The organism is Mammaliicoccus sp. P-M58 (assembly GCF_022386165.1).
GTDB lineage: Bacteria > Bacillota > Bacilli > Staphylococcales > Staphylococcaceae > Mammaliicoccus > Mammaliicoccus sciuri.
Window position 1 is genome coordinate 104,409 of the sequence record NZ_JAJNJI010000006.1, and the last position, 22,367, is coordinate 126,775.

Here is a 22,367-nt window from a genome sequence, read left to right on the forward strand (position 1 = left end):
CATTAGATGAAAAGTGTATATTATTATATTTAAATATTAAGTTGACACTATAAAAAAGTGAGCGTATACTCTTTAAACATGAAAAGGAGCTGTATACGTTTGAAGTTTAATAAAAAGAAAATCAACGTCGTAGATATCGGTATGGCAAAGAAAAGTGTGTTTGCTACTGGTATTGGTAATGCAATGGAATGGTTTGACTTTGCTCTATATTCTTACCTTGCAGTTATCATTAGTAAGAATTTCTTCAGTCCAGTTCAAAATGATGAATTAAAATTAATTTTCACTTTTGCAACATTTGCGATAGCATTCTTACTTAGACCAGTGGGCGGCATTGTCTTTGGTAAAATAGGTGACAAGCTAGGTAGAAAAGTTGTCTTAACATTTACAATTATTATGATGGCAATTTCTACTTTGATTATTGGACTATTACCTACATATGATCAAATCGGAATTTGGGCACCAATTTTATTATTGCTAGCTCGTATTTTACAAGGTTTCTCAGTAGGTGGGGAATATGCTGGTGCGATGGTTTATATCGCAGAGTCTTCACCGGATAATAAAAGAATTAGATTAGGTAGTGGTTTAGAAATCGGTACTTTATCTGGTTATATTGTGGCATCTATCCTTGTTACAGTATTATTCTGGACACTATCGGACGCTCAAATGAATTCTTGGGGTTGGAGAATTCCATTCTTCTTAAGTGCACCAATTGGATTGATTGGTCTTTACTTGAGAACGCATTTAGAAGAAACGCCAATTTTTGAAAATGATATCGCTGATCAAAAAGATCAACTGAGCGTTATTGAAATTATAAAACAATATAAAAAAGATATCTTATTATGTATTGTGTTTGTAGCCTTCTTCAACATTACAAACTATGTATTATTAGGTTACATGCCTTCATATTTAGATGAAACGGTTGGTATTAGTGATCGTATTAGTACGCCGATAACAGCGGTTGTATTACTGATTATGGTACCGTTCGCACTTACATTTGGTAGACTTGGTGATAAAATAGGTAATAAGAAAGTGATATCTTTCGGTTTAATCTTAGGTATATTAGTATCTGTCATTTCATTCCAATTCTTAAATATTGGTGGACTTGGTTTCTTATTCCTTGGATTACTATTGTTAGGTATCGTATTGTCAGTCTACGAAGGTACAATGCCAGGTTCATTACCAACATTGTTCCATACAGATATTCGTTATAGAACATTATCATGGACATTTAATATTTCAGTTTCGTTATTTGGTGGTACAACACCATTAGTAGCTTCATGGTTAGTACACGTGACAGGTAATAATTTAGCACCTGCATTCTACTTACTAGGTGTGAGTGTCATTGGCCTTATCGTTGTCTTAACATTATTTGAAGATACTTCTAAAAAATCATTAAAAGGATCTTATCCAACTGTAGCATCGAAAAAAGAATTTGTTCATGCTGTAGAAAATCCGAAAGATTCATTATGGTGGCATAACGAAAGTACAAAATCATAATTTATATTAAAGAGTCTGGGACAGAAATGTTCTAGACTCTTTTTCATATTTTAGAAATAAGGGCTAAATATTGCAAGTGAAGGGTGACAAGCAATGTTGAGGACCCTGTATTTATCAAGACATGCGAAACAAGATAAATAGGCGCCTCCGTATGTTGCAAGACACATTAAACAAGCAACATAGAACCTCACGTTTATATTGATTTTTCCATATAAAAAAGACTGGGACATAATGTAATGTCTCAGTCTCTTGTAGTATCTTGGCAGTAGATGACTGAATTGAAATACGCTTGTACTAAGCTTTTCAACTCTAGTCATCTTTGCCGAGTTGGGACTACGAAATCTTTTTGTTATATGTGTAATGAAAGTCTTAATTGGGTAAAGTAGTGAAGAAGTAATAGTAAATGATATATTGTAAGAGGAGCTGATAAGGATGGGAAACGTTGTAAAACGTATTTTAAGATATGTTGGTACAGTTTTAATTATGAGACTTATAAGAAAGCTGTTTAGTAAAGGTTCTAATAAACGTTAAAGAATCATGAATTTCTTTAGATTATTATTAAAATAATGTTTAGAGTATGTATACCCCGGGTATTTTATAATTACAAAGCTATTTACCTAGAGTGGTTTTGAAAATATTTATTCGTATATGACATAAGCACTGCACAAATTTGTGTGGTGCTTTTATTTGTTAGAAATATCTGTATTAAAAAAGAAGCATATCATGAAATTAATTAAGTGATATGCTTCTTTCTATTTATTGTACTTTCTATTTTTTAATTGCTTTTAAAATGAATGAAAGTACTAAGATTAAGATGATTGAACCGATTAATGCTGGAATAATTGCAATTCCACCTATTACTGGTCCCATGTCTCCTAATAATTTACCACCAATTGCTGAACCGATAATACCTGCGATAATGTTACCAATAATACCGCCTGGAATATCTTTACCTAAAATAACGCCTGCTAGCCAGCCGATTAAACCGCCGACGATTAACATTAATATAAAGCCCATATATAATTACCTCCTATTTTTCCACTTCTATATATATATCCAAAGTGAAGATACGTTAAACACTTATTTAAAAATAAATTGGTAAAATTAAACAATAATTGTAGTAAATAGTTGGTTTTTTAAAATATTGGTATTATTTTATGAGCTTGAAGGATATCTTTAGTCCAAAAATATTGTTTGCCTTGTCCTGTATATGCTGGTACTAATACATCATTTCTAATACAAGCATAGAACCATTCTGGATCGACACCACTATATAATAAAGTTTGATATTCAATAAAATCTGCTTCCCAGTTTATATTAAGTTGTTTCATAACTGTACACTCCATAAATATTAAGCTTTATGACCTGCGATTAAGTCTTTTCTTTCTAATAATGTACCACTATTTAATAAGCTTGAACCGCGCATAACAACATCCTTACCATATTTCATACGTATAAAATCTAAATGATTTTCGAGTGTCTCTGTCTTAATTTGATACGGATCATCGAATAAAGATAGTTGCTTAATTTGGTTCGGAATAAATTTACCAAATGATATAGCCATTGTTCTATAAAGTCTGTCCGGCTCTAACCGTTGGGATAAATAATCCCATAATAATTGTGTGATAACATAAGTATTCATAAATCCCGTTTTGTTTGTAAATTGTTTCCGCACACCTCCAACGTCTGCATAACCGATACTCACGCTAATACGTGTAGGGTATAAATTGAGTTTTCTAGAACGAAAGTAAACTTCATCTACTTGTTCATTTAATACGGTCTTAAGTTCATTCATACTGTAATCACGCATCAGTATTTGCGACTTACCTAAAGATTTATCATATATACGATGAGGATTTCTAATGACACTTTCATCAATACCATTAGCATGCAAATGAAGATCAACACCAATAACGCCAAAGTCCCGCTTCAAATATTCCACAGGATAGTTAGCTAAGTGTCCAATCGTAAATATACCTTTCTTATTAAGCTTAGTTTCTGTACGTCGATTGATTCCCCACATGTCTCGTAAAGGTTGAATGGTCCAAACTTTAGACGGCACATCTTCATAGCGCCATTCTGATATCCCAAGACTTGTATACTTAGCGTCAATATCCATTGAAAGCTTAGCAAGTAATAAATTAGAGCCAATACCAATCGTGCTACGAATTTGAGTATAATTAAATATACGCTCTTGAAGTTGCATCGCTAATGAAAAGGGAGAATGTGCAAATAAATGATAAGACTCTGATACATCCATAAAGAATTCATCAATACTATATTGATGAAAATCTTCAGGTGCAACATAATCCAAAGCAATTTTGCTAATTTGTGTTGATAATTGTATATAGTTCTTCATAGACGGATTAATAACATAGATATCTTTACGTTGAGGTATTTCAAATAAACGAGAACCTGTTTTAATGCCAATTTCTTTTAAAGGTGGTGTAGCTGCCAGGACAACAGAACCTTTACGCTTCGTATCAGCCACAACAGCAAGCTTAGTCGTTAACGGGTTCAAACCTTTCTCAATACATGAGACAGATGCAAAGAAACTCTTTAAATCCACACATAAAATATCCCGATTTAGACAATAACTGTAGTCATACATAAAAATCACCCTAGTCATATTGTACTTTCATTATAAGAACATATGTTCTATTTTGTAAAGTATAAACTTGTATAAAAGCACAATATGTTATCATTTTATGATTGTTATGTACTAGATTAAGACTTTAAATCTTGCCATTCTTCCCGTAAAAGACCCATTCTAATAGAGTCGTAATAAGTCCCGTTATAATATCTTACTTTTCTAATTCTAGCTTCCATAGTCATACCAAGACGTTCTCCAATTTTAATCATGCCTTTGTTCCCTGACCAAGTCGTATAACCGACGCGAACAATATCTAAAGTATTGAATAAATGATCAATCCACATACGCATGACATTTGTGCCAATGCCTTTACCCCAATTATCAGATTGATAGATTGAAATACCCATCTCTAGCCACTTAGAAGGTTCATGTTCCCAATAATAAGAAACTGTACCAATAACTTTGTCGTTGTAAATTACAGCCCATCTATTCGGAACATTGATCCAATCATCCTTTTGGAGCAAAAAATCATCATACGACATAGCATGATAAGGAAAATAAGGCGCATCCCATAACTTCCATTCAGGATTTGAGTACTTAAAAGCCATCTGCCATATACTCTTTAAATCTTCTAATTTAATAGGTCTAATATATAATTCACGATTTTCAACCATGTTATCCCTCTCTTCTATATAAAATAATTAAAATTATTTTATCATGCAAATTGGAAAAAATATATTTCTTTGAAGTTTACAGTTTTGAAAATAAGCTATATGAATTATTAAGAATATGTATCCAATCAATATAATCTAATAAAAAATGGTTACTTTTCAGCTCATAATTTTAAAATACAGTTTTTGACAATTATATTTATAAATTATAAAATATAAAAAGAGAGGTGCTCATTATGTCAGAATATGTTACGAGAAATGAATTTGAACAATTGCTCTGATTTAAGTTAGTATTAATAGATACTTTAACTTACTAACAAAAGAGGGATATGATGAGTAAATATTTTATTGGAATTGTACCACCTGAACCTATGTACAGTACGGTACTTAACTTACAACATCAATATATGGATAGAATAGGTGTAGAACCACATATTACTTTAAAAGCTCAAAGTAGTTTAACAATGGATGAAAATTGGATAGAAGATATTACTAATTTGATTTATCATACTTCTAAATTTACTGTAAAACCAAAACAAACAGATTATTTTGGTAAAGAAGTATTATACGTGCCATTTGATTCATTAGAAATTCATGATTTACATAAACAAATAGTGGAATTATTAAATGTTACAAAGGAAATGCAACAAAAGTATTTTGAAGGAGATTTATATGTACCACATTTAACTGTTGGTAAACAAAGTTATGGAGATGACATTAGTACTGGAAATAATATAAATAATTTGTTGAACATGGAAAAAGAATTGAATGAGAAAGATATATTTAAACCATTTCAAGTTAATGAGATTTATATTTATAAATATGTAAATAATAAGTATATTCGTTTAAAGAAAGTTGAATTGAAAGATTAAAATTGATAAATACATTTTTTAGAAGCTAAATTTACTAATTATAAAATATAAAAAGAGAGGTGCTCATTATGTCAGAATATGTTACAAGAAATGAATTTGAACAATATGAAAAGCGTGTTGATGAACGCTTCGATACTTTGAACAATAAGATTGATCATTTGCCAAATATCATTCAAGACAAAATAACAATTTCAATGAACAACCTTGAAAGAAGTATTAATGAAACCAATAAGAAAAATAGAAAAGCGGTTATTACATCTGTTCTAACGGGTGTAGGTGTATTAATAACAGTAGCAGGGTTAATTGGAAATATATTAGGTGTGTTTTAATAAGAGAGACTTAATCTTACAAAATTGTAAGCTTAGAAGCCTGTTGTGACAACAATGTTAGGACTATTTCAAGTGATATGATGCTATCATTTTACTTGAAAGGAGAGATAACATTGAAAGGTTTATTAAAAGGTATTGTTTTTCTAATTATATTTGTTATTTTATGTTGTTGTTTATTAATCGTTATATTTAGTACATCTGGCTCAAGTGAAATTAAAGGTGTATCAGATCAATTAAATCCATTTATGAAAGAGAAATACGCTTATGTAAAGACAAAGCTACCTGATGCTGTTGAAGAACATAATATTAGAAGATATAAGCAAGATATTGTAGACGAAGATGGAAAACGTACGAAAGTGGAATTTATATCATCAGATGAGCTTAAAACAAATCACTATTTAAAAATTAAGCATAAAGGGACACATGTAGATTCATTTGAAGAAGTTGATAAAAGTGAAATACCAAAGAAAGCTTTAAACGTTATAGAATAAAATGAGAACGAGATAACCAATTTATCTCGTTCTTTTTTAATTTGTAATAAATATTTAATATAACGAAATATTCTTCAGGCATATTAATTAATTATAGTTTGTAATACAATATAAAAATAAAATATAAGGGGGATTATTATGAAGTACAAGTTTGGAACAGCAATAATTTTGACGACAAGTGTATTATTTTCTCAATCTGTTGGATATGTAAATGCAGAAGAACATCAAAGTGAACAAACAGAGAACACAAGCAAATCGATTAGTTTTGAACAAGCACAAAAGATGAACCCGAAAGAATTAACAGGCTTGCTAACGGATGAAGATCTCAAATTACATAATAAAGATGCAGAAGAAAATTCTGCAGAAACAGAATCCAATCAACATACAAATGAAGCTTATCAAGATGTTAATAATTATATTGCTAAAAATAATATTAAGCCGTCTGCAATTACACAAGATTCTAGAATGGATAGCTTACCGCAGTATGACTATAAATCAGATAAGTTTATCGGTGTGATTATACATGAAACAGCTAATCCTGATAGCACAATAGATGAAGAAATCAATTACATGTATAACAATTATGAAAGCGCGTTTGTTCATGCTTATGCAAGTAGTAGTAAAATTGTTCAAACAGCATCTAGTGATTATTTAGCTTGGGGTGCAGGCGCAAAAGCCAATCCATATTTCTATCAAATAGAATTGGCTCAATCAAGTACATTTGACCAGTTTGCGAAATCGGTCAATAATCAAGCATATTTAACTGCGAAAATGTTACACCAAAATGGACTGAAACCATCATTAGCCGATAATAATGAGGGAACAGGTACAGTTATTAGTCACAATGCCATTAGTCAATATTATGGCGGAACAGATCATACAGATCCAATCAATTACTTTAGTCAGTGGGGCTACGATATGAATCAATTTTATAGTCTCGTTCAAAAGCATTATAATGATTTAAATGAAACAAGTGATAATATAACAGGCGATACACATACTGTTGTTTCTGGAGATACGTTGTATAATATATCTCAAAGAAGCGGCGTAAGTGTAGCTAAACTTAAATCATTAAATAATTTAAGTTCAAATGATATAAGTGTAGGACAAGTATTGAAACTGAAATAATTAAAAACACCTCTAAAGTGCAAGCGTTACTGTAACTTTAGAGGTGTTTCTTTATTTAAATTTAGGTATCAATTTAATATAGAATAGTTCACCAATAAGCTCGACAAGTGTTTGTGTGATGATAACAGTTGTTACAATTGTTGACCATTTGTCTGGTAGAGATAAAGCTAATGGCAAGACAACTAATGCGTTTCTTGTGCTAGAACTAAAAGCAATCGTGCGTTTTAAGTCTGAAGGTAAAGCAAAGATTTTACCAGAAAGATAACCAATAAAAGGCGCAATAATCATAAAACAAATGTAAACAGGAACAACTATCCATACGACGTGTGAATCATTAAATATTTTTGAAATTTGAGAGCCTATAACCGTCATTAATACGAGTCCCATAAAAGGAACAGGCAACCATTCTGATAAAGATAAAATGTTCGACATAGTAGCGGACTTTTTACTTAAAACTTGTATAAAAATAGCTATGATTAAAGGTACTAGAATAAGATATACAAAAGTCTTTATAAAAGGTATAAAGTCTATGTATTCCGAGAAATCCTGGTTTAAAAATATTAGAAAATATATCGGTAATAAAATGATTTGTAGAATAAATAAAATAGGTGTAGCAATCAACATAAAGCTTTCATTTCCATGACCTAACTTCGTAAAAACAATCACATAATCAATACAAGGTGTCAGTAATACTAAGTAAATTCCGATTAGAAGCGGTGTAGATGTAATATGAAATGCTGTGACAATTAGAAAAACAAGAATAGGAATAAATATAAAATTAGAAATAATAAGTGCCACAAGAAATTTGAAATTTGATACCTTTTGACGTAAAGATAAAAAAGGAATTTGCGCAAACATACTAAACAATAGAATCGCAATTAAAATAGAGATAAAAGGTTCAAAAGTAAGGCTAGCACGGTCAAACAATAGACCGAAACTCACGCCCATCGTAATAAATAAAAGATATATATAAATTTGTTTATCCTCTAAAAAAGATTTCAAGTAAGACATCATAACCTCCTGTAAATCACTTAATATAAATCATAGTATGAAGTAGAAATTAATTCAATTGAATAAAAAGATGATGAATATTGTTATAATATGAATACTAATACTATATTTATTGATATTTGTAAGGGGATAGACACATGAAATCTATTTTTATGATGGATGAACAAAATGATATGGAAGAAACTCAAAAAACAGCAAAGTATTTTATAGATAAAATTGAAAATTATATTGATATTCTGAAAAAAGATTACGAATTAAATGACATGCCAGAACACGTCATATGGACAAGTGATTATGTAATGACACACGTATTTAAGAAGAATGTACCAGCGTTTACAAATGAAAAAGGTATATTTATGAATATTGAAAAAGAAAGCTGGAAGACCTTTTTAAATGGTCAAATCAAAAGTGACATGTCTGAAACGACTCAAAACATATTTAATAACTATTTAGAAAAAGAAATATTGTGCATATTAGGTCATGAAATTACGCACCATTGCGACTTCTTTTTAACAGAATTTGATGATCTTGACATATCATCAGATGACTTATGGTTTGAAGAAGGATTGGTTACTTTCTTACCAAGGTATTATTTATATAATGACAAAGAATTTAAAGAAATCGTACAGTATGAAACAGAATTATTTAATTATTACAAATCAAAATATGATGAAAATAATTTAGAATCATTCAAATATGAAATTTATAAAAGTAATGATAATGCATATGTCATGTTTCATTACTGGAAAAGCTTTTTAGCAATAGTTGATTTAGTTGAAAACTACTATGAAGGCAACATTCATAAGATGATCAAACAATATCAACAATGGAATAAAGAAGGGAAAAAACAAAAATTAAGTGAATACCTATTTAGGAAATAAGGGAGTATTATATGGATAAAATATATATAAATCAAGATTTAATATTAAGAAATGCAGAAACAAAAGATATAGATGATTATCTTTCAGTTCCTTTTAATAAAGAACTATTAATGATGTATGGATCAACAATGGATTATAGAACTTCAAAATCAAAGGAAAAAGCAGCTTTATTAATTAAAGAAATTCAGAATGAACCCTACGAATGGGCAATTGTATATCAAGATAAATTTATAGGACAAGTTAGATTAGTTATTGATGATATAAATAACAAAGCAAAATTTGCAATAGGGATATTTAATCCGGAATATTGGTCTATGGGAATTGGAACTAAAGTTTCAGCTGCTGTAGTAAATTATGGGTTTGAATATTTAAAATTACATAAAATTTACTTAAGAGTATTGAAATATAATGCTCGTGCAATTAAGGCATATGAAAAAGTAGGATTTATAATTGAGGGAGAAGAACGTGATAGTGCATTTATAAAAGGTGAATACTATAACGATATTCATATGGGTATTCTAAAATCTGAATTTAATATCAATCAATTATAGCAAGAGACCAATATTACTAATAATTACAAGAAGAAGCGGTGGAAAATGACAAAAGTTATTATAATTAGAGGGAATTCAGGAAGTGGGAAGTCATCTTTAGCAAAGGAATTACAAAACAGAATAGGATTTCAAACTTTGTTAATTTCTCAAGATACGATTAGAAGAGAAATGTTATATGATAAACCTGGTAATAAGACAGTTGAACTTATCGATTATTTAATCAGATATGGATTGGAAAATTGTGATTATATGATTATTGAAGGTATTCTTAAAGAGCATAGGTATGGTGATATGCTGAGAAAACATTTTGCAGGCAAGAAAAATGTATTTACGTATTACTATGATATCTCTTTTGAAGAAACGTTAAGAAGACATAAGAATAAAGAAAATGCTGAATTTGGTAAGGAAGAAATGAGCAAGTGGTTTGTTGCTCATGATTACTTAGGTTTAGAAAATGAAAAAATAATAACAGAACATATAAGTTTAAACGAGATGGTGGAAAAAGTGTTGGAAGATATTGATTTTAAAGAATAACAGTGACTTTTCAATAAAAAAATTTAATACTTCCCTATCCTTTATATAGCAACTGGGTTAACGCTTTCATAATTTAGCATAATATTGATTTATTTCGAAAACTGAAACAAAATAGATGAAATATTAGTTGAGATGTTCTAATATGTACAAATATGATAGTGAATAAATCAAGGGAGTAATGAAAATGGAAAGTTTTATATTTAGCGTTATAGGAGTTGTAGTATTAATAGCTTTTATTGTGATGTTAGGCACGACGGTTGTTAAAGCGATTAGAGATACTAGGTTCAGGATTCCGTTGCTAAGTACCATTATATTATTCTTTTTAACTTTAGGTTGTGCTGTTGGAATTGTTTCAACTGAACCTGTCCAAGATAATCATTCAAAAATCAAGTTCGATGATCACGTAGCAGAAGCACAAGCGAATGAATATGTTCAGAAAAAAATGAACCATTCTAAAGAGATTAATTATGACAAGTATAATAATGAAACATATAGCCATAACGAATTGTTAAAAATCACAAATGCTAAGGTTGATAAAATTAGCCATAGTGAAGCAGGTGATAAAATCGTCGAAGTTACAAAGGATAGTGGGGACGATAAAGTGTCATATTATATTATAGATTATGATCATAAAAAACTTGAAGAAGGCAAAAGCTATACTTTTTATGGTAAAGAAGATTTGAAATATGATGCAAACAGCCAATTACATGGATTTAATGTATGGAAAGTTGAATAGAGATAAGCAGAGTCTAGGACATATTACGTTGTCTTAGACTCTGTTTTTTTAATTCTAATTATCAATTCTAAATGAAAAATAAAAATTTGCTCTTGCCAAATAAAAAATCATGTATTATAGTTAAAACGTAGTCATTACGATTTACCTCCGGAAATGAGATGGCTACTTTACTTACTTAATATACGATTTCAAAAGAGTGAGACATCATTTACCGTCTCACTCTTTATATCTAATGATTTATTTCAAAAATTTTAATAGTAAAAGGAGTATATAAAATGGCGAAGAAGTCAAAAATTGCAAAAGAGCAAAAAAGAATTCAAATGGTTGAAAAATACCGTGAAAAACGTGAAGAATTAAAGGCTAATAAAGATTATGAAGGTTTGAAAAAACTACCTAGAGACGCTTCTCCTACACGTATTACACGTAGATGCCAAGTGACTGGCAGACCAAGAGGTGTATATAGAAAATTTGGTATGTCTAGAATCGCTTTAAGAGAATACGCACATAAAGGTCAAATACCTGGATTGAAAAAATCGAGTTGGTAAGATTTTATGCTTATATGGGATAAATAGATAGAAGGTAGGGGAAATGTATTGAATAAAATACCAGTTACAGTATTGAGTGGTTATTTAGGAGCTGGAAAGACAACGCTGCTCAATAATATTTTGAAAAATAGAGAAGGATTAAAAATTGCAGTTATTGTAAATGATATGAGTGAAATTAATATAGATAAAGATTTAGTCATTCAAGGCGGAGGTATCTCACGAACTGACGAAAAATTAGTAGAATTATCGAATGGCTGTATTTGCTGTACTTTAAGAGAAGACTTATTAATAGAAGTCGAAAAAATCGCTAAACGAGGAGATGTCGATCAAATCGTAATAGAATCAACTGGTATTTCAGAGCCGGTACCTGTTGCCCAAACTTTCTCATATATAGATGATGAATTAGGTATTGATTTAACAAGTATATGTCGTTTAGATACGATGGTTACAGTTGTAGATGCACATAGATTTGTTCATGATATGTATTCTGAAGATTTATTGAAAGATAGAGATCAAGGTATAAGTGAAGAAGATGAACGTTCTATTTCAGACTTGTTGATTGACCAAATTGAATTTTGTGATGTACTTATCTTAAATAAAGCTGATTTAGTAGAAGAAAAGGATTTAAAGCAATTGGAAATCGTTTTGAAAAAGTTACAGCCTAAAGCGAAATTTATCAGAACAAGTTTTGCAGATGTACCGCTTCAAGAAGTGCTCAATACAGGTTTATTTAATTTTGAAGATGCAAGTCAATCAGCTGGATGGATTAAAGAATTAACAGAAGGTGGTCATGCGCATCATACACCAGAAACTGAAGAATATGGTATATCATCATTTGTCTACAAGAGAAGACTGCCATTTCATGCAGAAAGATTTAATCAATGGATGGAAAATATGCCAACGAATATTATAAGAGCTAAAGGTATCGTTTGGTTAGCTCAATATAATCACGTAGCATGTCTATTTTCTCAGGCAGGTTCTTTTGTAAATATTCATCCAATTACATTCTGGGTTGATGCGATGGAAGAAGAAGCGAAACAAGAAATCTTTACATCTAGACCAGAAATTAAAGCTGATTGGGATCCAGAATATGGCGACAGAGAAACACAATTTGTCATTATCGGTAGTGACTTAAATAAAGAAGAAATTACAAAAGCATTAGATCAATGCTTATTGAATTCAGAAGAAATCGACGCAGATTGGACTAAACTAAACGAACCTTACCAATGGCAACTAGCAAAAGTATAAGTTAAAAGCATGAGCATAAGTAACTGCTCATGCTTTTTTTGTATGCATAAAAATTTCTATGACCTCCCAATATGAGATGCTTAATGTTATGATATTAAATAACTAAATTGTAACTAAAAAGGAGTCATTACAATGATATTAGAAACGGAACGAATCAAGCTTGTACCCCCAGCATATACATATCTTGAAAAATTATTTGAAGTCCATCATGATCCAGCAAATCAAAAATATAACCCAGCAGGTCCAGCAACAACAATAGAAGCATTTAGAGAAACATTAGATCAATGGATTAAGCATTATGAAGACCATGGATTTGGATATTACGTCTTGATTAAAAAAGACCACTATCTCCCATTTGGCGTATGTGGGTTGCAGTATAAAGAAATATTAGGACAAACATATTTAAACATTTACTATCGAATAGAAGCTGCAGAAACACAACAAGGACTCGTATCAGAAGCAAGTAGAAAAATAATTGAACACGTCAAAGAATTAACAAATAACCAATATAAAATTGTAGCATTAACTAAAAAAGAAAACACACCTTCAATAAAGACAGCAGAAAAATTAGGATTTAAACATAATCCAGAACTAGATGATTACAACGGAGAAGGCAACGTGTATTACTTTAGTGAATAAGGAGTGGTGGGATGGAAGTAAGGTTGAGTGGTTTTGATAAAGATTGGAGAAATATGTATTTAGAAGAATGTAGAATAATTAAGTCTATATTAGAAGATGAAGTTATTAAATTTGAACACTTTGGTAGTACTTCAATTGAAGGTATGAAAGCAAAACCAGTTATAGATATGATGGTTATAGTAAATAATATAGAAAAAATTGATTTATTTGATGATGAGTTTTTGAGTAGAGGTTATGATTTGGCTGGAGAATGGGGAATTAAAGGGAGAAGACTCATTCGTAAGGGAGGAGTTAACCGAACACATCATATACATATTTATGAACAAAGTAACCCTGAAATAGAGAGACATTTAATATTACGTGATTATCTAAGAGAACATAGAGAAGCGGCTATAGAATATAGTAACTATAAAGAAAAATTAGCTGAAGAATATAATGAAACAGCTGGTTATAGTAAAGCAAAAAAATCATATGTTAAAAATTTAGAACAACAAGCAATCAGGTGGTATAAAGAAAAATAAAGGAGTGGTGGGATGGATTATATATCGAGTTTACGAGATAAAGTCGGACATGCTCCAGTTATTTTAGTTGGAGCTTTAGTTCTGATATTTAATAAAGATAAACAAGTATTGTTACAGTTAAGAAGTGATAATGAAAGTTGGGGTTTACCAGGAGGAACAATGGAACTCGGAGAATCTTTTGAAGAAGCGGCTATTAGAGAAGTATATGAAGAAACTAATTTGGAAATTCAAAACCTTAAATTTATTACAAATTTTTCAGGTAAAGATTATCACATGGTCTATCCGAATGGAGATGAAGCATATACTGTAACAGCATTATTTGAAAGTGAAGAATATAAAGGAGAGCTTAGTGCCGATATTAAAGAAACTCAAAACTTAAAATTCTTTGATTTAGATAAATTGCCTCAAAATATAAGCCCACCAGTAAAAATGAAAGAATTTATACTAAACTATTTATCACAAAAATAAAGGAGTGGTGGGATGGAAGTAAGGTTACTAAATAAAAATGATGTAAATGCATTTAGAAGTCTTAGGTTACTAAGTTTGCAGACAGATCCATCTGCATTTGCGTCTTTATATGATATTGAAATAAACTATCCAGTTAGTAAATTTGAACAGCGATTAGAATGTAGTGATACAAAATTTACAATGGGTGGTTTTGAAGATGATAACTTAGTTTGTGTAGCAACTTTTTATAGAGAAGCGGTTAAGAAGATGCATCATAAAGGAAATTTAGTGGCGATGTATTGTCATCCTGATTATCGAGGTTCAGGTATTGCTGAGAAAGTAGTCAATAAATTGATTATTGAAGCATCCAAGTTAACAGGTTTAAAATACATTGATTTAAGTGTCCTTTCTAATAATCAACGCGCAGTAGAATTTTATAATAAAGTCGGCTTTGACAAATATGCTACTGAACCAAATGCAATATTTGATGGAAAAGATTATTATGATGAAGACATGATGAGATATGAAATAGAGTGAAGAGAATGGATAGAGAAATATGGACTGATAAAATAAGTTACCGGTCCAGAAACAGAAAATATGGACCGATAAAATAAATTACCGGTCCAGAAATGAGAAATACGGACCGATAAAATAAGTTACCGGTCCAGAAACAGAAAATATGGACCGATAAAAAAATTTACCGGTCCAGAAACGAGATTATCAGGCCGATAAAAATAATTATCGACCCGAAAACGAGATTATCAGGCCGATAAAATAAATTATCGACCCAGAAACGAGAAATATGGACCGATAAAATAAAATACCGGTCCAGAAATGGGAAATATGGACCGATAAAAAAATTTACCGGTCCAGAAACGGGAAATACGGACCGATAAAAAAATTTATCGACCCGAAAACGAGATTATCAGGCCGATAAAATAAAATATCGACCCGAAAAATGTAATAAGCTGAATTGTCTATAAGACGATTCAGCTTATTTTCATCTTATCCACTTCTACAAACTACATAACAGTTTGTTATTGTTGCTATATTAAATTAATCGAACATAATCAATTGAATATTCAAAATATTATGATAAAATAAACATAATTAAACATTATCAAACAAGCAAAGGGGATTGATTTGATGAAAAATATTTACAAAGTGGGGATTTATGTATTAGTTTTAGCGTTATTTTTAGCTGGTTGTAGTAGTGGTGGGGATAGTGATGGTGCAAGTGGTGATCCAAAGGATACGCTACGTTTAATTGCACCGTCTGATTTAACGACATTAGATTCTAGTTTGGCTGTTGAAGCTGGTGCTTTTGAAGTGATGAATGCGACACAAGAGGGATTATATCGTTTAGACAAAGATGATAAAGCAGAACCAGCGATTGCAACTGGTGATCCTAAAAAATCAAATGATGGGAAGACTTGGACATTTAAATTACGAGAAGATGCGAAATGGTCTAATGGAGATCCTATTACTGCACATAATTTTGTTTATTCATGGAGAAGAGTTGTAGATCCAAAGACTGCATCAGAATATGCATACATTATGTATGATATTAAAAATGCTGAAGCGATTAACAAAAGTGAGAAAAAACCTGAAGAATTGGGTGTAAAAGCAATTGATGATCATACTTTACAGTTAACGCTCAATCAAGAGTTACCTTATTATAAAGAACTGTTAACGTTTGGAACATTCATGCCATTGAATGAGAAATTTGTTAAAAAGCAAGGCAGTAAGTATGGGACGACTGTTGATAAGACGTTATATAGTGGACCATTTGTAATGAAGAGTTGGAAAGTTGAAGATAATTACTCGCTTAAGAAAAACAAACATTATTGGGATAAAGATCATGTATCACTTAAAGGTATTAATTATAGAGTCATTAAAGACGAACAAACGGCACTCAATTTATATAATAATGATAAAGTGGATACAACAGAATTGAGTTCTCAAAATGTCGAATCTAACAAAGATAAAGAAGGTTTCGATACGAATTTAGAATCTGCTACTTATTATATACAAATTAATACGCAAACGAATAAAGACTTACAAAATAAAGATTTACGAGCTGCACTTGCTCAAGCAATCGATAAAAAATCTTACGTAGAACATAATTTAAATGATGGTTCTAAACCGATAGATACATTTACGCCTGAAAAAGTGTTTACTAATGAGAAAAAAGAAGATTATAACAAGTTAGTAAATGCACCTTATACGTATGATGTTAAAAAGGCACAAGCTTCATTGAAAAAAGCTAAAAAAGCATTAGGTAAAGATAAAATTGATATAGAATTTTTAACATTTGATCAAGATAATGCTAAGAAAGATGCAGAGTATTTTAAAGAACAAGTTGAAAAACATTTACCTGGTGTAACAATGTCGATTAAACAACAACCGAACAAACAGAAAATAGCACTGACTAAAAAAGGTGATTATGATGTAGCAATTACTGGTTGGGGACCAGATTATCCAGATCCAATGACATTTTTAGATTTATTCCATAGTGAAACGACTAAAGGCGAAACGGGATATGATAATCCTGAATACGACAAAATTATCAACAAAGGTAAATCTTCGTTACTTCAAGATCCAGACAAGAGATGGCAAGAACTCGCAAGAGGTGAAGAAATGTTATTGAATGATGGTATGGTTATCCCACTTTATCAAAAAGGTAAAGCACGATTAACGAAAAAAGAAGTTCACGGACGTATCATTCATTACGTAGGTACGAAAGAGTACAAACATGTAAAATTAGATAGATAATTTATTTATTGCTAGGGCATGATTTAATGTCCTAGCACTTTATTTTTCATAAAGTTGAGTAATCTTATAAGAATAGTTTTGTATAGATTGGAAATTATGATAAGATATTCCCAATCATTAAATTACATATCATCATTGGAGGATTTTAAATGGATTACTATACTAGGGATTTGAAACGATCAGATATAGAAGATATTCATGCATATAATGCTTTACCTGAAGTGAGTAAGTATCAAGCATGGGAGCCACAAACTTATGAAGAAACAGAAGCATTTGTTGAGATGTTATTAAATCGAGATGAAAATTGGATGTACAATGTCATAGTAGATGCAGAACATGATAAAGTCATTGGCGCAGTGCAATTAGTATGTGATACGAAAAATAATAGCGGAGAACTTGGCTATATCATACATCCTGATTATTGGGGTAACGGTATCGCAACTGACATTGGTAGAACGATTATTAAGTATGGTTTTAAAGTATTGAAACTTAATAGAATTTGGGCATCAACAGATATTCGTAATACAGCATCTGAAATTGTACTACAAAAGCTAGGTATGAAACATGAAGCCATCTTAAGACAAGATACAAAGCTTAAAAATGGCTACAGAGATTCATTAATTTATAGCATTTTAAAAGAAGAATATTAAAAATTAACAACAAAAGGTTCAGTACGATTTAAACAGTACTCGAACCTTTCTTTAAAGTTTTTCCAAGTAACCATATTCATAACCTCATCATAAGTAAAAAAGCCTACCTCTAAACTCTCATCACTCGTTTGAAGCGTGCCACCTGTATAACGCGCTAAAAATAATGTGTTAACGATAGAACTTTTCGTATTTTGAAAAATACCACAAAATCTAATAATTTCGATATCAGCACCAGATTCTTCTTTAACTTCGCGAATTGCAGCATCATATAAAGGTTCGCCCAATTCAACTTGACCACCAGGCATTTCCCAACCACGTTTTGGACCTTTAATGAGTAATATTTTATCTTCATCATTTAAGACAATACAAGCTGCTGAAACAATATGTTTTGGAACCATAAGAAACCTCCTGTGAAAATTAGATTCTATTTAATCAAAAGTCGTACAAATATTATTTTATGATTAAATGACTAAAATGTCATATAATTACTTTAAATGTATATAAACATACGTCATTTTATAAAGGAGAACTTTTATGCCTATTAAAGTAGAACAGTTAAATATAAACTTTGATTATGAAGGAGATAACTACGAAATACATCCTACGCTTATCATCCAAGATGAAGAATTGACACTCGTTGATACAGGTTATCCAGGTTTCATGAATAAGATTGAACTAGAAATTAAACGATTAAATTACAGTATAGAAAATTTGAAGAATATTATAATTACGCATTATGATGATGACCACATTGGAGCGTTAAAAGCTTTTAAAGATAAATATCCTAATACACAAATTATAAGTAGCTTTGTAGAAGCTAAATATATAGGTGGTCATGCTAAATCAGAAAGATTGATTCAAGCTGAAGATTTGTTAAATGAAATGTCAGATGATGAAAAGCCATATGGTGAAGAATTTGTTGAAATGCTACAAGAATTAGAACATGTCGATGTTGATGTAGAAGTCACATATGGGGAGCTCATATTAAATAATGAAGTGGAAGTTATTGCGACACCAGGACATACGTCAGGGCATATTTCATTATATATACAATCAGTCAATAGCGTTATTACAGGAGATGCTGCTGTGAAAGAAGGCGAAAGCTTAAACGTTGCGAATCCTGAATATAGTATGAATTTAGAAGACGCAGAAAATTCCTTAAAGAAAATTAAAGATTTAAATGCTGAGAAATATTATTGTTTTCACGGCGGATTGTTAGAGAAATCTTGAAGATTATAAATCTATGATTTACACCTATACAAATGGGTATAATTTAGGACAAGGTTATATTGTGAGGTGAGCGTATGATTAATATTATTCAAGCGATTGGTTCTATAGGTACATTTATTATGGCGATTCTATATTTTATATCCGTCATGATTCAAATTCGCCAAATTAAAATATCATTTATTCCTTATTTATCTTTTGATCAGATTATCCTGGAGAAGAAACAAAATGGTATTAAAGTGATGAATTTAACTTCATCTGATCATGAATATTTAAATACGGCTTTTAAGCTGTTAAATTTAGGCGGAGGTTCTGCTAAAAATATTGAGGTCGTGTTAAAGTTAAATGGTGATGAAGTATTGCAACGTAAACGTATAAATATTTTACCTAATAATCAATTTTATTTAATTCCAATTAACCAAAAAGTCTTTAATGAATTTCAAAATACAATAGAAAATCGTTATTTTGAAACGAATATGACGATTGAGTTAAAGTATGATGGTCAAGTTTCTAAAAAGCGATCTTCTAATGAGTATAGAATTTCGATTGATGATTTTGTAAATATGGATGAAAAAGACTTATATGAAATAACATTTGAAAAATTAGAAGAATAAAGATATGACATAAACAGGTTTTAAAATTATTTTTTAACCTGTATTTTTTAAGTGAAATCATATTTAGATAGGTCAGTTATAGTGAATAATTATTTGATTTTGTACTATTATTTTGATTAATTCATGCTATGATGAAATTATTAATCATTTGTAGAGGAGAGAAAAAATGAGTAGTCTACTTTTTGCGTTATTATGGGTTGTTATTTCGATTGGCTTTATAACGACTTTGATTATTACAGTCGTTAAATATGCTAAAGAAAAACAGTATAGTAGCTATTTAGTGAGCACAATTTTACTATTTGTAATAGGTGTGATTAGTTTTGTATGTATATTTGTAAGTCTTTCATTTGATAAAGAATATTCATATCAACAATTATTTAAAGAGGATAAGCCTAAAGCAGTTAAACATGTTTCCGATACACCTAAAAAAGATTTAAAAAATATTAAACTAGGTGATAAAATTATTGTTGATGGATTAGAAGTGACTGTCACAAAAGCAGAAGTTGTTCAACCAGATGACGGTTATTCTTATTCGCAAAATGGCAAAATTCTTAAAATCAATTATAAGTTCAAAAATTTAGAAAAAGGTAAAAAATTAATCGATAATTCTAATTTTCAACTTACGATTGATGATGAGGTACAACCTCAATTTAATGGTATGAAAGACAACAAAGGTGGATTTCAACATCAACTTGATAAAGGTGAAAGTAAAACAAGTTATTTATACTATGATGTAGCGGAATCTGATAAATATGAAGTTAAAATGAATTATGAAACTTCTAAGAAAACGTATCATGCTAATTGGCGCATTAATGATAAAGATATTAAAGATAATACACCTCAAGAAAATCCAACTGAAGAAATAAATCCTACACAAGAAGCGCCAACTTATGAACAAAGAACGATTCAACAACCTAATAATAACGCTGATGAAGAGAAGAAAGCAGCTGAAGCTGAGAAAAAACGTAAACAAGAAGAAGCAGATAAAGAGGCCAAAGAAAAAGCAGATAAAGAAGCAGCAGACAAGAAAGCTGAAGAAGAAAAGGCAGCTAAAGAGGAAGAAGAAAAACGTCAAGAAGAAGCGGATAAAAAAGCAGAAGAAGCTGAACAGAAACAACAAGAAGCTGACGAAAAAGCAGCAGCTGAACAGAAAAAACGTGATGAACAAGCAGCTGCTGAACGTGAGAAACAACAACAGCAACAACAAAGAGACCAAGAGGCTCAAAGAGAGAAAGATCGTGCAGCTCAAGATGCAGCACAAAAAGCTAAAGATAGATCAAACGAGCAAAAACAATCTCAAAATAATTCAAATGAACAAAAAGAACGTTAGTTAAACAAATGAATAATTTATACGTAACATAAGAAAGAGGTAACCAAATGACGACAGTATATTTCAACCATGATGGTGGCGTAGATGATTTAATTTCATTATTTTTATTATTACAGATGGAAGATGTGAATTTAATTGGTGTAAGTGCAATTGGCGCAGATAGTTATGTAGAACCGGCAACAAACGCTTCTTGTAAGATTATCAACCGATTTTCATCACAAAAACTAAATGTTGCAGCTTCGAAAGAAAGAGGGAAAAACCCATTTCCTAAAGATTGGAGAATGCATGCATTCTTTGTAGATGCGATGCCAATGTTAAATGAAGATGTTGAAGTAAATTCTACAATTTCTGAAAAAGAAGCATATGAAGATATCATTGAAAAAGTAATGAATAGTTCTGAAAAGGTAACGATGCTATTTACGGGACCGTTAACAGATTTAGCAAAAAGTTTGAAAGTTGAACCAAGAATTGAAAGTCGTATTGAAAGAGTTGTATGGATGGGTGGCACATTGCTGAATAAAGGTAATGTTGAAGAACCTGAACATGATGGTACAGCTGAATGGAATGCTTTTTGGGATCCAGAAGCAGTGAAGACTGTTTTTGATACGTCATTACCGATTGATATTGTAGCATTAGAAAGCACGAATAAAGTACCTTTAACACCAGATGTACGTAAACGATGGGCGAATGAAAGACAATATGAAGGTGTTGATTTCTTAGGTATATGTTATGCGCTAGTGCCACCATTAACGCATTTTGTAACAAATTCAACTTATTTCTTATGGGATGTATTAACAACAGCTTATGTAGGGAAACCTGAACTCGTTAAGAAAGAATCGCAAAAAGTATCCGTCATTACAGATGGCCCTAGTCAAGGTAGAACATTCAAAAGTGATGAAGGTAGAATGATTAATATCATTAATGATGTTGATAGAGATGGATTCTTTGATTACATGACAGAATTAGCTAAAAAAATATAACACAATAAGCACTTCATTCAGTGTCGTTATGTTTAAATAACGAGCTGAATGAAGTTTTTTTATGAAAAAATTAAAATTTTAAATTGCATAATGATAG

General features: G+C 30.7%; 27 protein-coding genes. 21 read left to right on the plus strand and 6 right to left on the minus strand.

What is annotated here, in order from left to right; genetic code table 11:
* The first annotated feature begins 99 nt into the window (after nt 1-99).
* Nucleotides 100-1,497: an MFS transporter gene (locus LQ694_RS08280; RefSeq protein WP_196968120.1), complete on the plus strand. Its 1,398-nt coding sequence runs from the start codon at nt 100-102 to the stop codon at nt 1,495-1,497.
* 768 nt (nt 1,498-2,265) lie between these two features.
* Here LQ694_RS08280 and LQ694_RS08285 read toward each other — a convergent pair.
* From LQ694_RS08285 to LQ694_RS08300, 4 genes are all read right to left on the minus strand, one after another.
* Nucleotides 2,266-2,514, minus strand: coding sequence for a GlsB/YeaQ/YmgE family stress response membrane protein (locus LQ694_RS08285; RefSeq protein WP_025904335.1), 249 nt, complete (start codon nt 2,512-2,514; stop codon nt 2,266-2,268).
* Nucleotides 2,515-2,633: 119 nt separating this feature from the next.
* Nucleotides 2,634-2,828, minus strand: a complete 195-nt coding sequence (locus LQ694_RS08290; protein WP_049319767.1) for a hypothetical protein — start codon at nt 2,826-2,828, stop codon at nt 2,634-2,636.
* 20 nt (nt 2,829-2,848) lie between these two features.
* Complete coding sequence (locus tag LQ694_RS08295) at nt 2,849-4,108, minus strand: Y-family DNA polymerase (protein ID WP_196968121.1); 1,260 nt, start codon at nt 4,106-4,108, stop codon at nt 2,849-2,851.
* A 116-nt stretch (nt 4,109-4,224) separates the two neighbouring features.
* Nucleotides 4,225-4,764, minus strand: a complete 540-nt coding sequence (locus tag LQ694_RS08300) for a GNAT family N-acetyltransferase (RefSeq protein ID WP_196968122.1) — start codon at nt 4,762-4,764, stop codon at nt 4,225-4,227.
* Nucleotides 4,765-5,093: 329 nt separating this feature from the next.
* Between LQ694_RS08300 and LQ694_RS08305 the strand changes: the two genes are divergently transcribed.
* The 4 genes from LQ694_RS08305 to LQ694_RS08320 all read left to right on the plus strand — a co-directional run bounded on the left by LQ694_RS08305 (nt 5,094) and on the right by LQ694_RS08320 (nt 7,581).
* Nucleotides 5,094-5,633, plus strand: a complete 540-nt coding sequence (locus LQ694_RS08305) for a 2'-5' RNA ligase family protein (RefSeq protein ID WP_196968123.1) — start codon at nt 5,094-5,096, stop codon at nt 5,631-5,633.
* 68 nt (nt 5,634-5,701) lie between these two features.
* Nucleotides 5,702-5,962, plus strand: a complete 261-nt coding sequence (locus LQ694_RS08310; RefSeq protein ID WP_179926177.1) for a hypothetical protein — start codon at nt 5,702-5,704, stop codon at nt 5,960-5,962.
* Nucleotides 5,963-6,075: 113 nt separating this feature from the next.
* Nucleotides 6,076-6,453 carry a YxeA family protein gene (locus LQ694_RS08315; protein WP_058612636.1) on the plus strand — a complete coding sequence of 126 codons (378 nt, stop codon included), beginning with the start codon at nt 6,076-6,078 and terminating at the stop codon, nt 6,451-6,453.
* 138 nt (nt 6,454-6,591) lie between these two features.
* Nucleotides 6,592-7,581 (plus strand): LysM peptidoglycan-binding domain-containing protein, encoded by a 990-nt coding sequence (locus tag LQ694_RS08320; protein WP_058612637.1) that lies wholly within the window; start codon nt 6,592-6,594, stop codon nt 7,579-7,581.
* A 51-nt stretch (nt 7,582-7,632) separates the two neighbouring features.
* Here LQ694_RS08320 and LQ694_RS08325 read toward each other — a convergent pair whose 3' ends face one another.
* Complete coding sequence (locus LQ694_RS08325) at nt 7,633-8,592, minus strand: arsenic resistance protein (protein ID WP_218696791.1); 960 nt, start codon at nt 8,590-8,592, stop codon at nt 7,633-7,635.
* Between the two features lie 137 nt (nt 8,593-8,729).
* Here LQ694_RS08325 and LQ694_RS08330 point away from each other — a divergent pair, with 137 nt between their 5' ends.
* The 12 genes from LQ694_RS08330 (at nt 8,730) to LQ694_RS08385 (ending at nt 18,119) form a co-directional block, all read left to right on the plus strand.
* Nucleotides 8,730-9,473, plus strand: a complete 744-nt coding sequence (locus LQ694_RS08330) for a hypothetical protein (RefSeq protein ID WP_070369005.1) — start codon at nt 8,730-8,732, stop codon at nt 9,471-9,473.
* Nucleotides 9,474-9,484: 11 nt separating this feature from the next.
* Nucleotides 9,485-10,024 carry a GNAT family N-acetyltransferase gene (locus tag LQ694_RS08335; RefSeq protein WP_065381018.1) on the plus strand — a complete coding sequence of 180 codons (540 nt, stop codon included), beginning with the start codon at nt 9,485-9,487 and terminating at the stop codon, nt 10,022-10,024.
* 45 nt (nt 10,025-10,069) lie between these two features.
* Nucleotides 10,070-10,558 (plus strand): AAA family ATPase, encoded by a 489-nt coding sequence (locus LQ694_RS08340; RefSeq protein ID WP_070369004.1) that lies wholly within the window; start codon nt 10,070-10,072, stop codon nt 10,556-10,558.
* A gap of 184 nt (nt 10,559-10,742) precedes the next feature.
* Nucleotides 10,743-11,294: an NADH-quinone oxidoreductase subunit J gene (locus LQ694_RS08345; RefSeq protein WP_218696790.1), complete on the plus strand. Its 552-nt coding sequence runs from the start codon at nt 10,743-10,745 to the stop codon at nt 11,292-11,294.
* 275 nt (nt 11,295-11,569) lie between these two features.
* The gene (gene rpsN, locus LQ694_RS08350; protein ID WP_025904347.1) at nt 11,570-11,839 is read left to right on the plus strand and encodes a 30S ribosomal protein S14; all 270 of its coding nucleotides are present in this window, start codon (nt 11,570-11,572) and stop codon (nt 11,837-11,839) included.
* A gap of 48 nt (nt 11,840-11,887) precedes the next feature.
* Nucleotides 11,888-13,087, plus strand: coding sequence for a GTP-binding protein (locus LQ694_RS08355; RefSeq protein ID WP_058612642.1), 1,200 nt, complete (start codon nt 11,888-11,890; stop codon nt 13,085-13,087).
* Nucleotides 13,088-13,219: 132 nt separating this feature from the next.
* The gene (locus LQ694_RS08360) at nt 13,220-13,726 is read left to right on the plus strand and encodes a GNAT family N-acetyltransferase (protein WP_096791134.1); all 507 of its coding nucleotides are present in this window, start codon (nt 13,220-13,222) and stop codon (nt 13,724-13,726) included.
* A gap of 11 nt (nt 13,727-13,737) precedes the next feature.
* Entirely contained in the window at nt 13,738-14,247 is a 510-nt protein-coding gene (locus LQ694_RS08365; RefSeq protein ID WP_218696789.1) for a GrpB family protein, read from the plus strand.
* A gap of 12 nt (nt 14,248-14,259) precedes the next feature.
* Nucleotides 14,260-14,715: an NUDIX hydrolase gene (locus LQ694_RS08370; protein WP_058612645.1), complete on the plus strand. Its 456-nt coding sequence runs from the start codon at nt 14,260-14,262 to the stop codon at nt 14,713-14,715.
* 12 nt (nt 14,716-14,727) lie between these two features.
* Nucleotides 14,728-15,231 (plus strand): GNAT family N-acetyltransferase, encoded by a 504-nt coding sequence (locus tag LQ694_RS08375; RefSeq protein WP_058612646.1) that lies wholly within the window; start codon nt 14,728-14,730, stop codon nt 15,229-15,231.
* Between the two features lie 609 nt (nt 15,232-15,840).
* A complete protein-coding gene (locus tag LQ694_RS08380; RefSeq protein WP_218696788.1) occupies nt 15,841-17,469 on the plus strand; it encodes a peptide ABC transporter substrate-binding protein in 1,629 nt (542 codons plus the stop codon).
* A 149-nt stretch (nt 17,470-17,618) separates the two neighbouring features.
* Entirely contained in the window at nt 17,619-18,119 is a 501-nt protein-coding gene (locus LQ694_RS08385; RefSeq protein ID WP_096791137.1) for a GNAT family N-acetyltransferase, read from the plus strand.
* On the opposite strand, the gene LQ694_RS08390 is transcribed toward LQ694_RS08385, so the two are convergent.
* Complete coding sequence (locus tag LQ694_RS08390) at nt 18,116-18,517, minus strand: NUDIX hydrolase (RefSeq protein WP_065381021.1); 402 nt, start codon at nt 18,515-18,517, stop codon at nt 18,116-18,118. The genes LQ694_RS08385 and LQ694_RS08390 overlap by 4 nt on opposite strands.
* Before the next feature lie 142 nt (nt 18,518-18,659).
* On the opposite strand from LQ694_RS08390, the gene LQ694_RS08395 reads away from it, so the two are divergent.
* The 4 genes from LQ694_RS08395 to LQ694_RS08410 all read left to right on the plus strand — a co-directional run bounded on the left by LQ694_RS08395 (nt 18,660) and on the right by LQ694_RS08410 (nt 22,270).
* Entirely contained in the window at nt 18,660-19,349 is a 690-nt protein-coding gene (locus LQ694_RS08395) for an MBL fold metallo-hydrolase (protein WP_218697476.1), read from the plus strand.
* Between the two features lie 74 nt (nt 19,350-19,423).
* Nucleotides 19,424-19,960, plus strand: a complete 537-nt coding sequence (locus tag LQ694_RS08400) for a hypothetical protein (protein WP_058612650.1) — start codon at nt 19,424-19,426, stop codon at nt 19,958-19,960.
* A gap of 166 nt (nt 19,961-20,126) precedes the next feature.
* Nucleotides 20,127-21,290, plus strand: coding sequence for a DUF4352 domain-containing protein (locus LQ694_RS08405; protein ID WP_096791140.1), 1,164 nt, complete (start codon nt 20,127-20,129; stop codon nt 21,288-21,290).
* A gap of 47 nt (nt 21,291-21,337) precedes the next feature.
* Complete coding sequence (locus LQ694_RS08410) at nt 21,338-22,270, plus strand: nucleoside hydrolase (protein WP_058591568.1); 933 nt, start codon at nt 21,338-21,340, stop codon at nt 22,268-22,270.
* Nucleotides 22,271-22,367 lie beyond the last annotated feature (97 nt).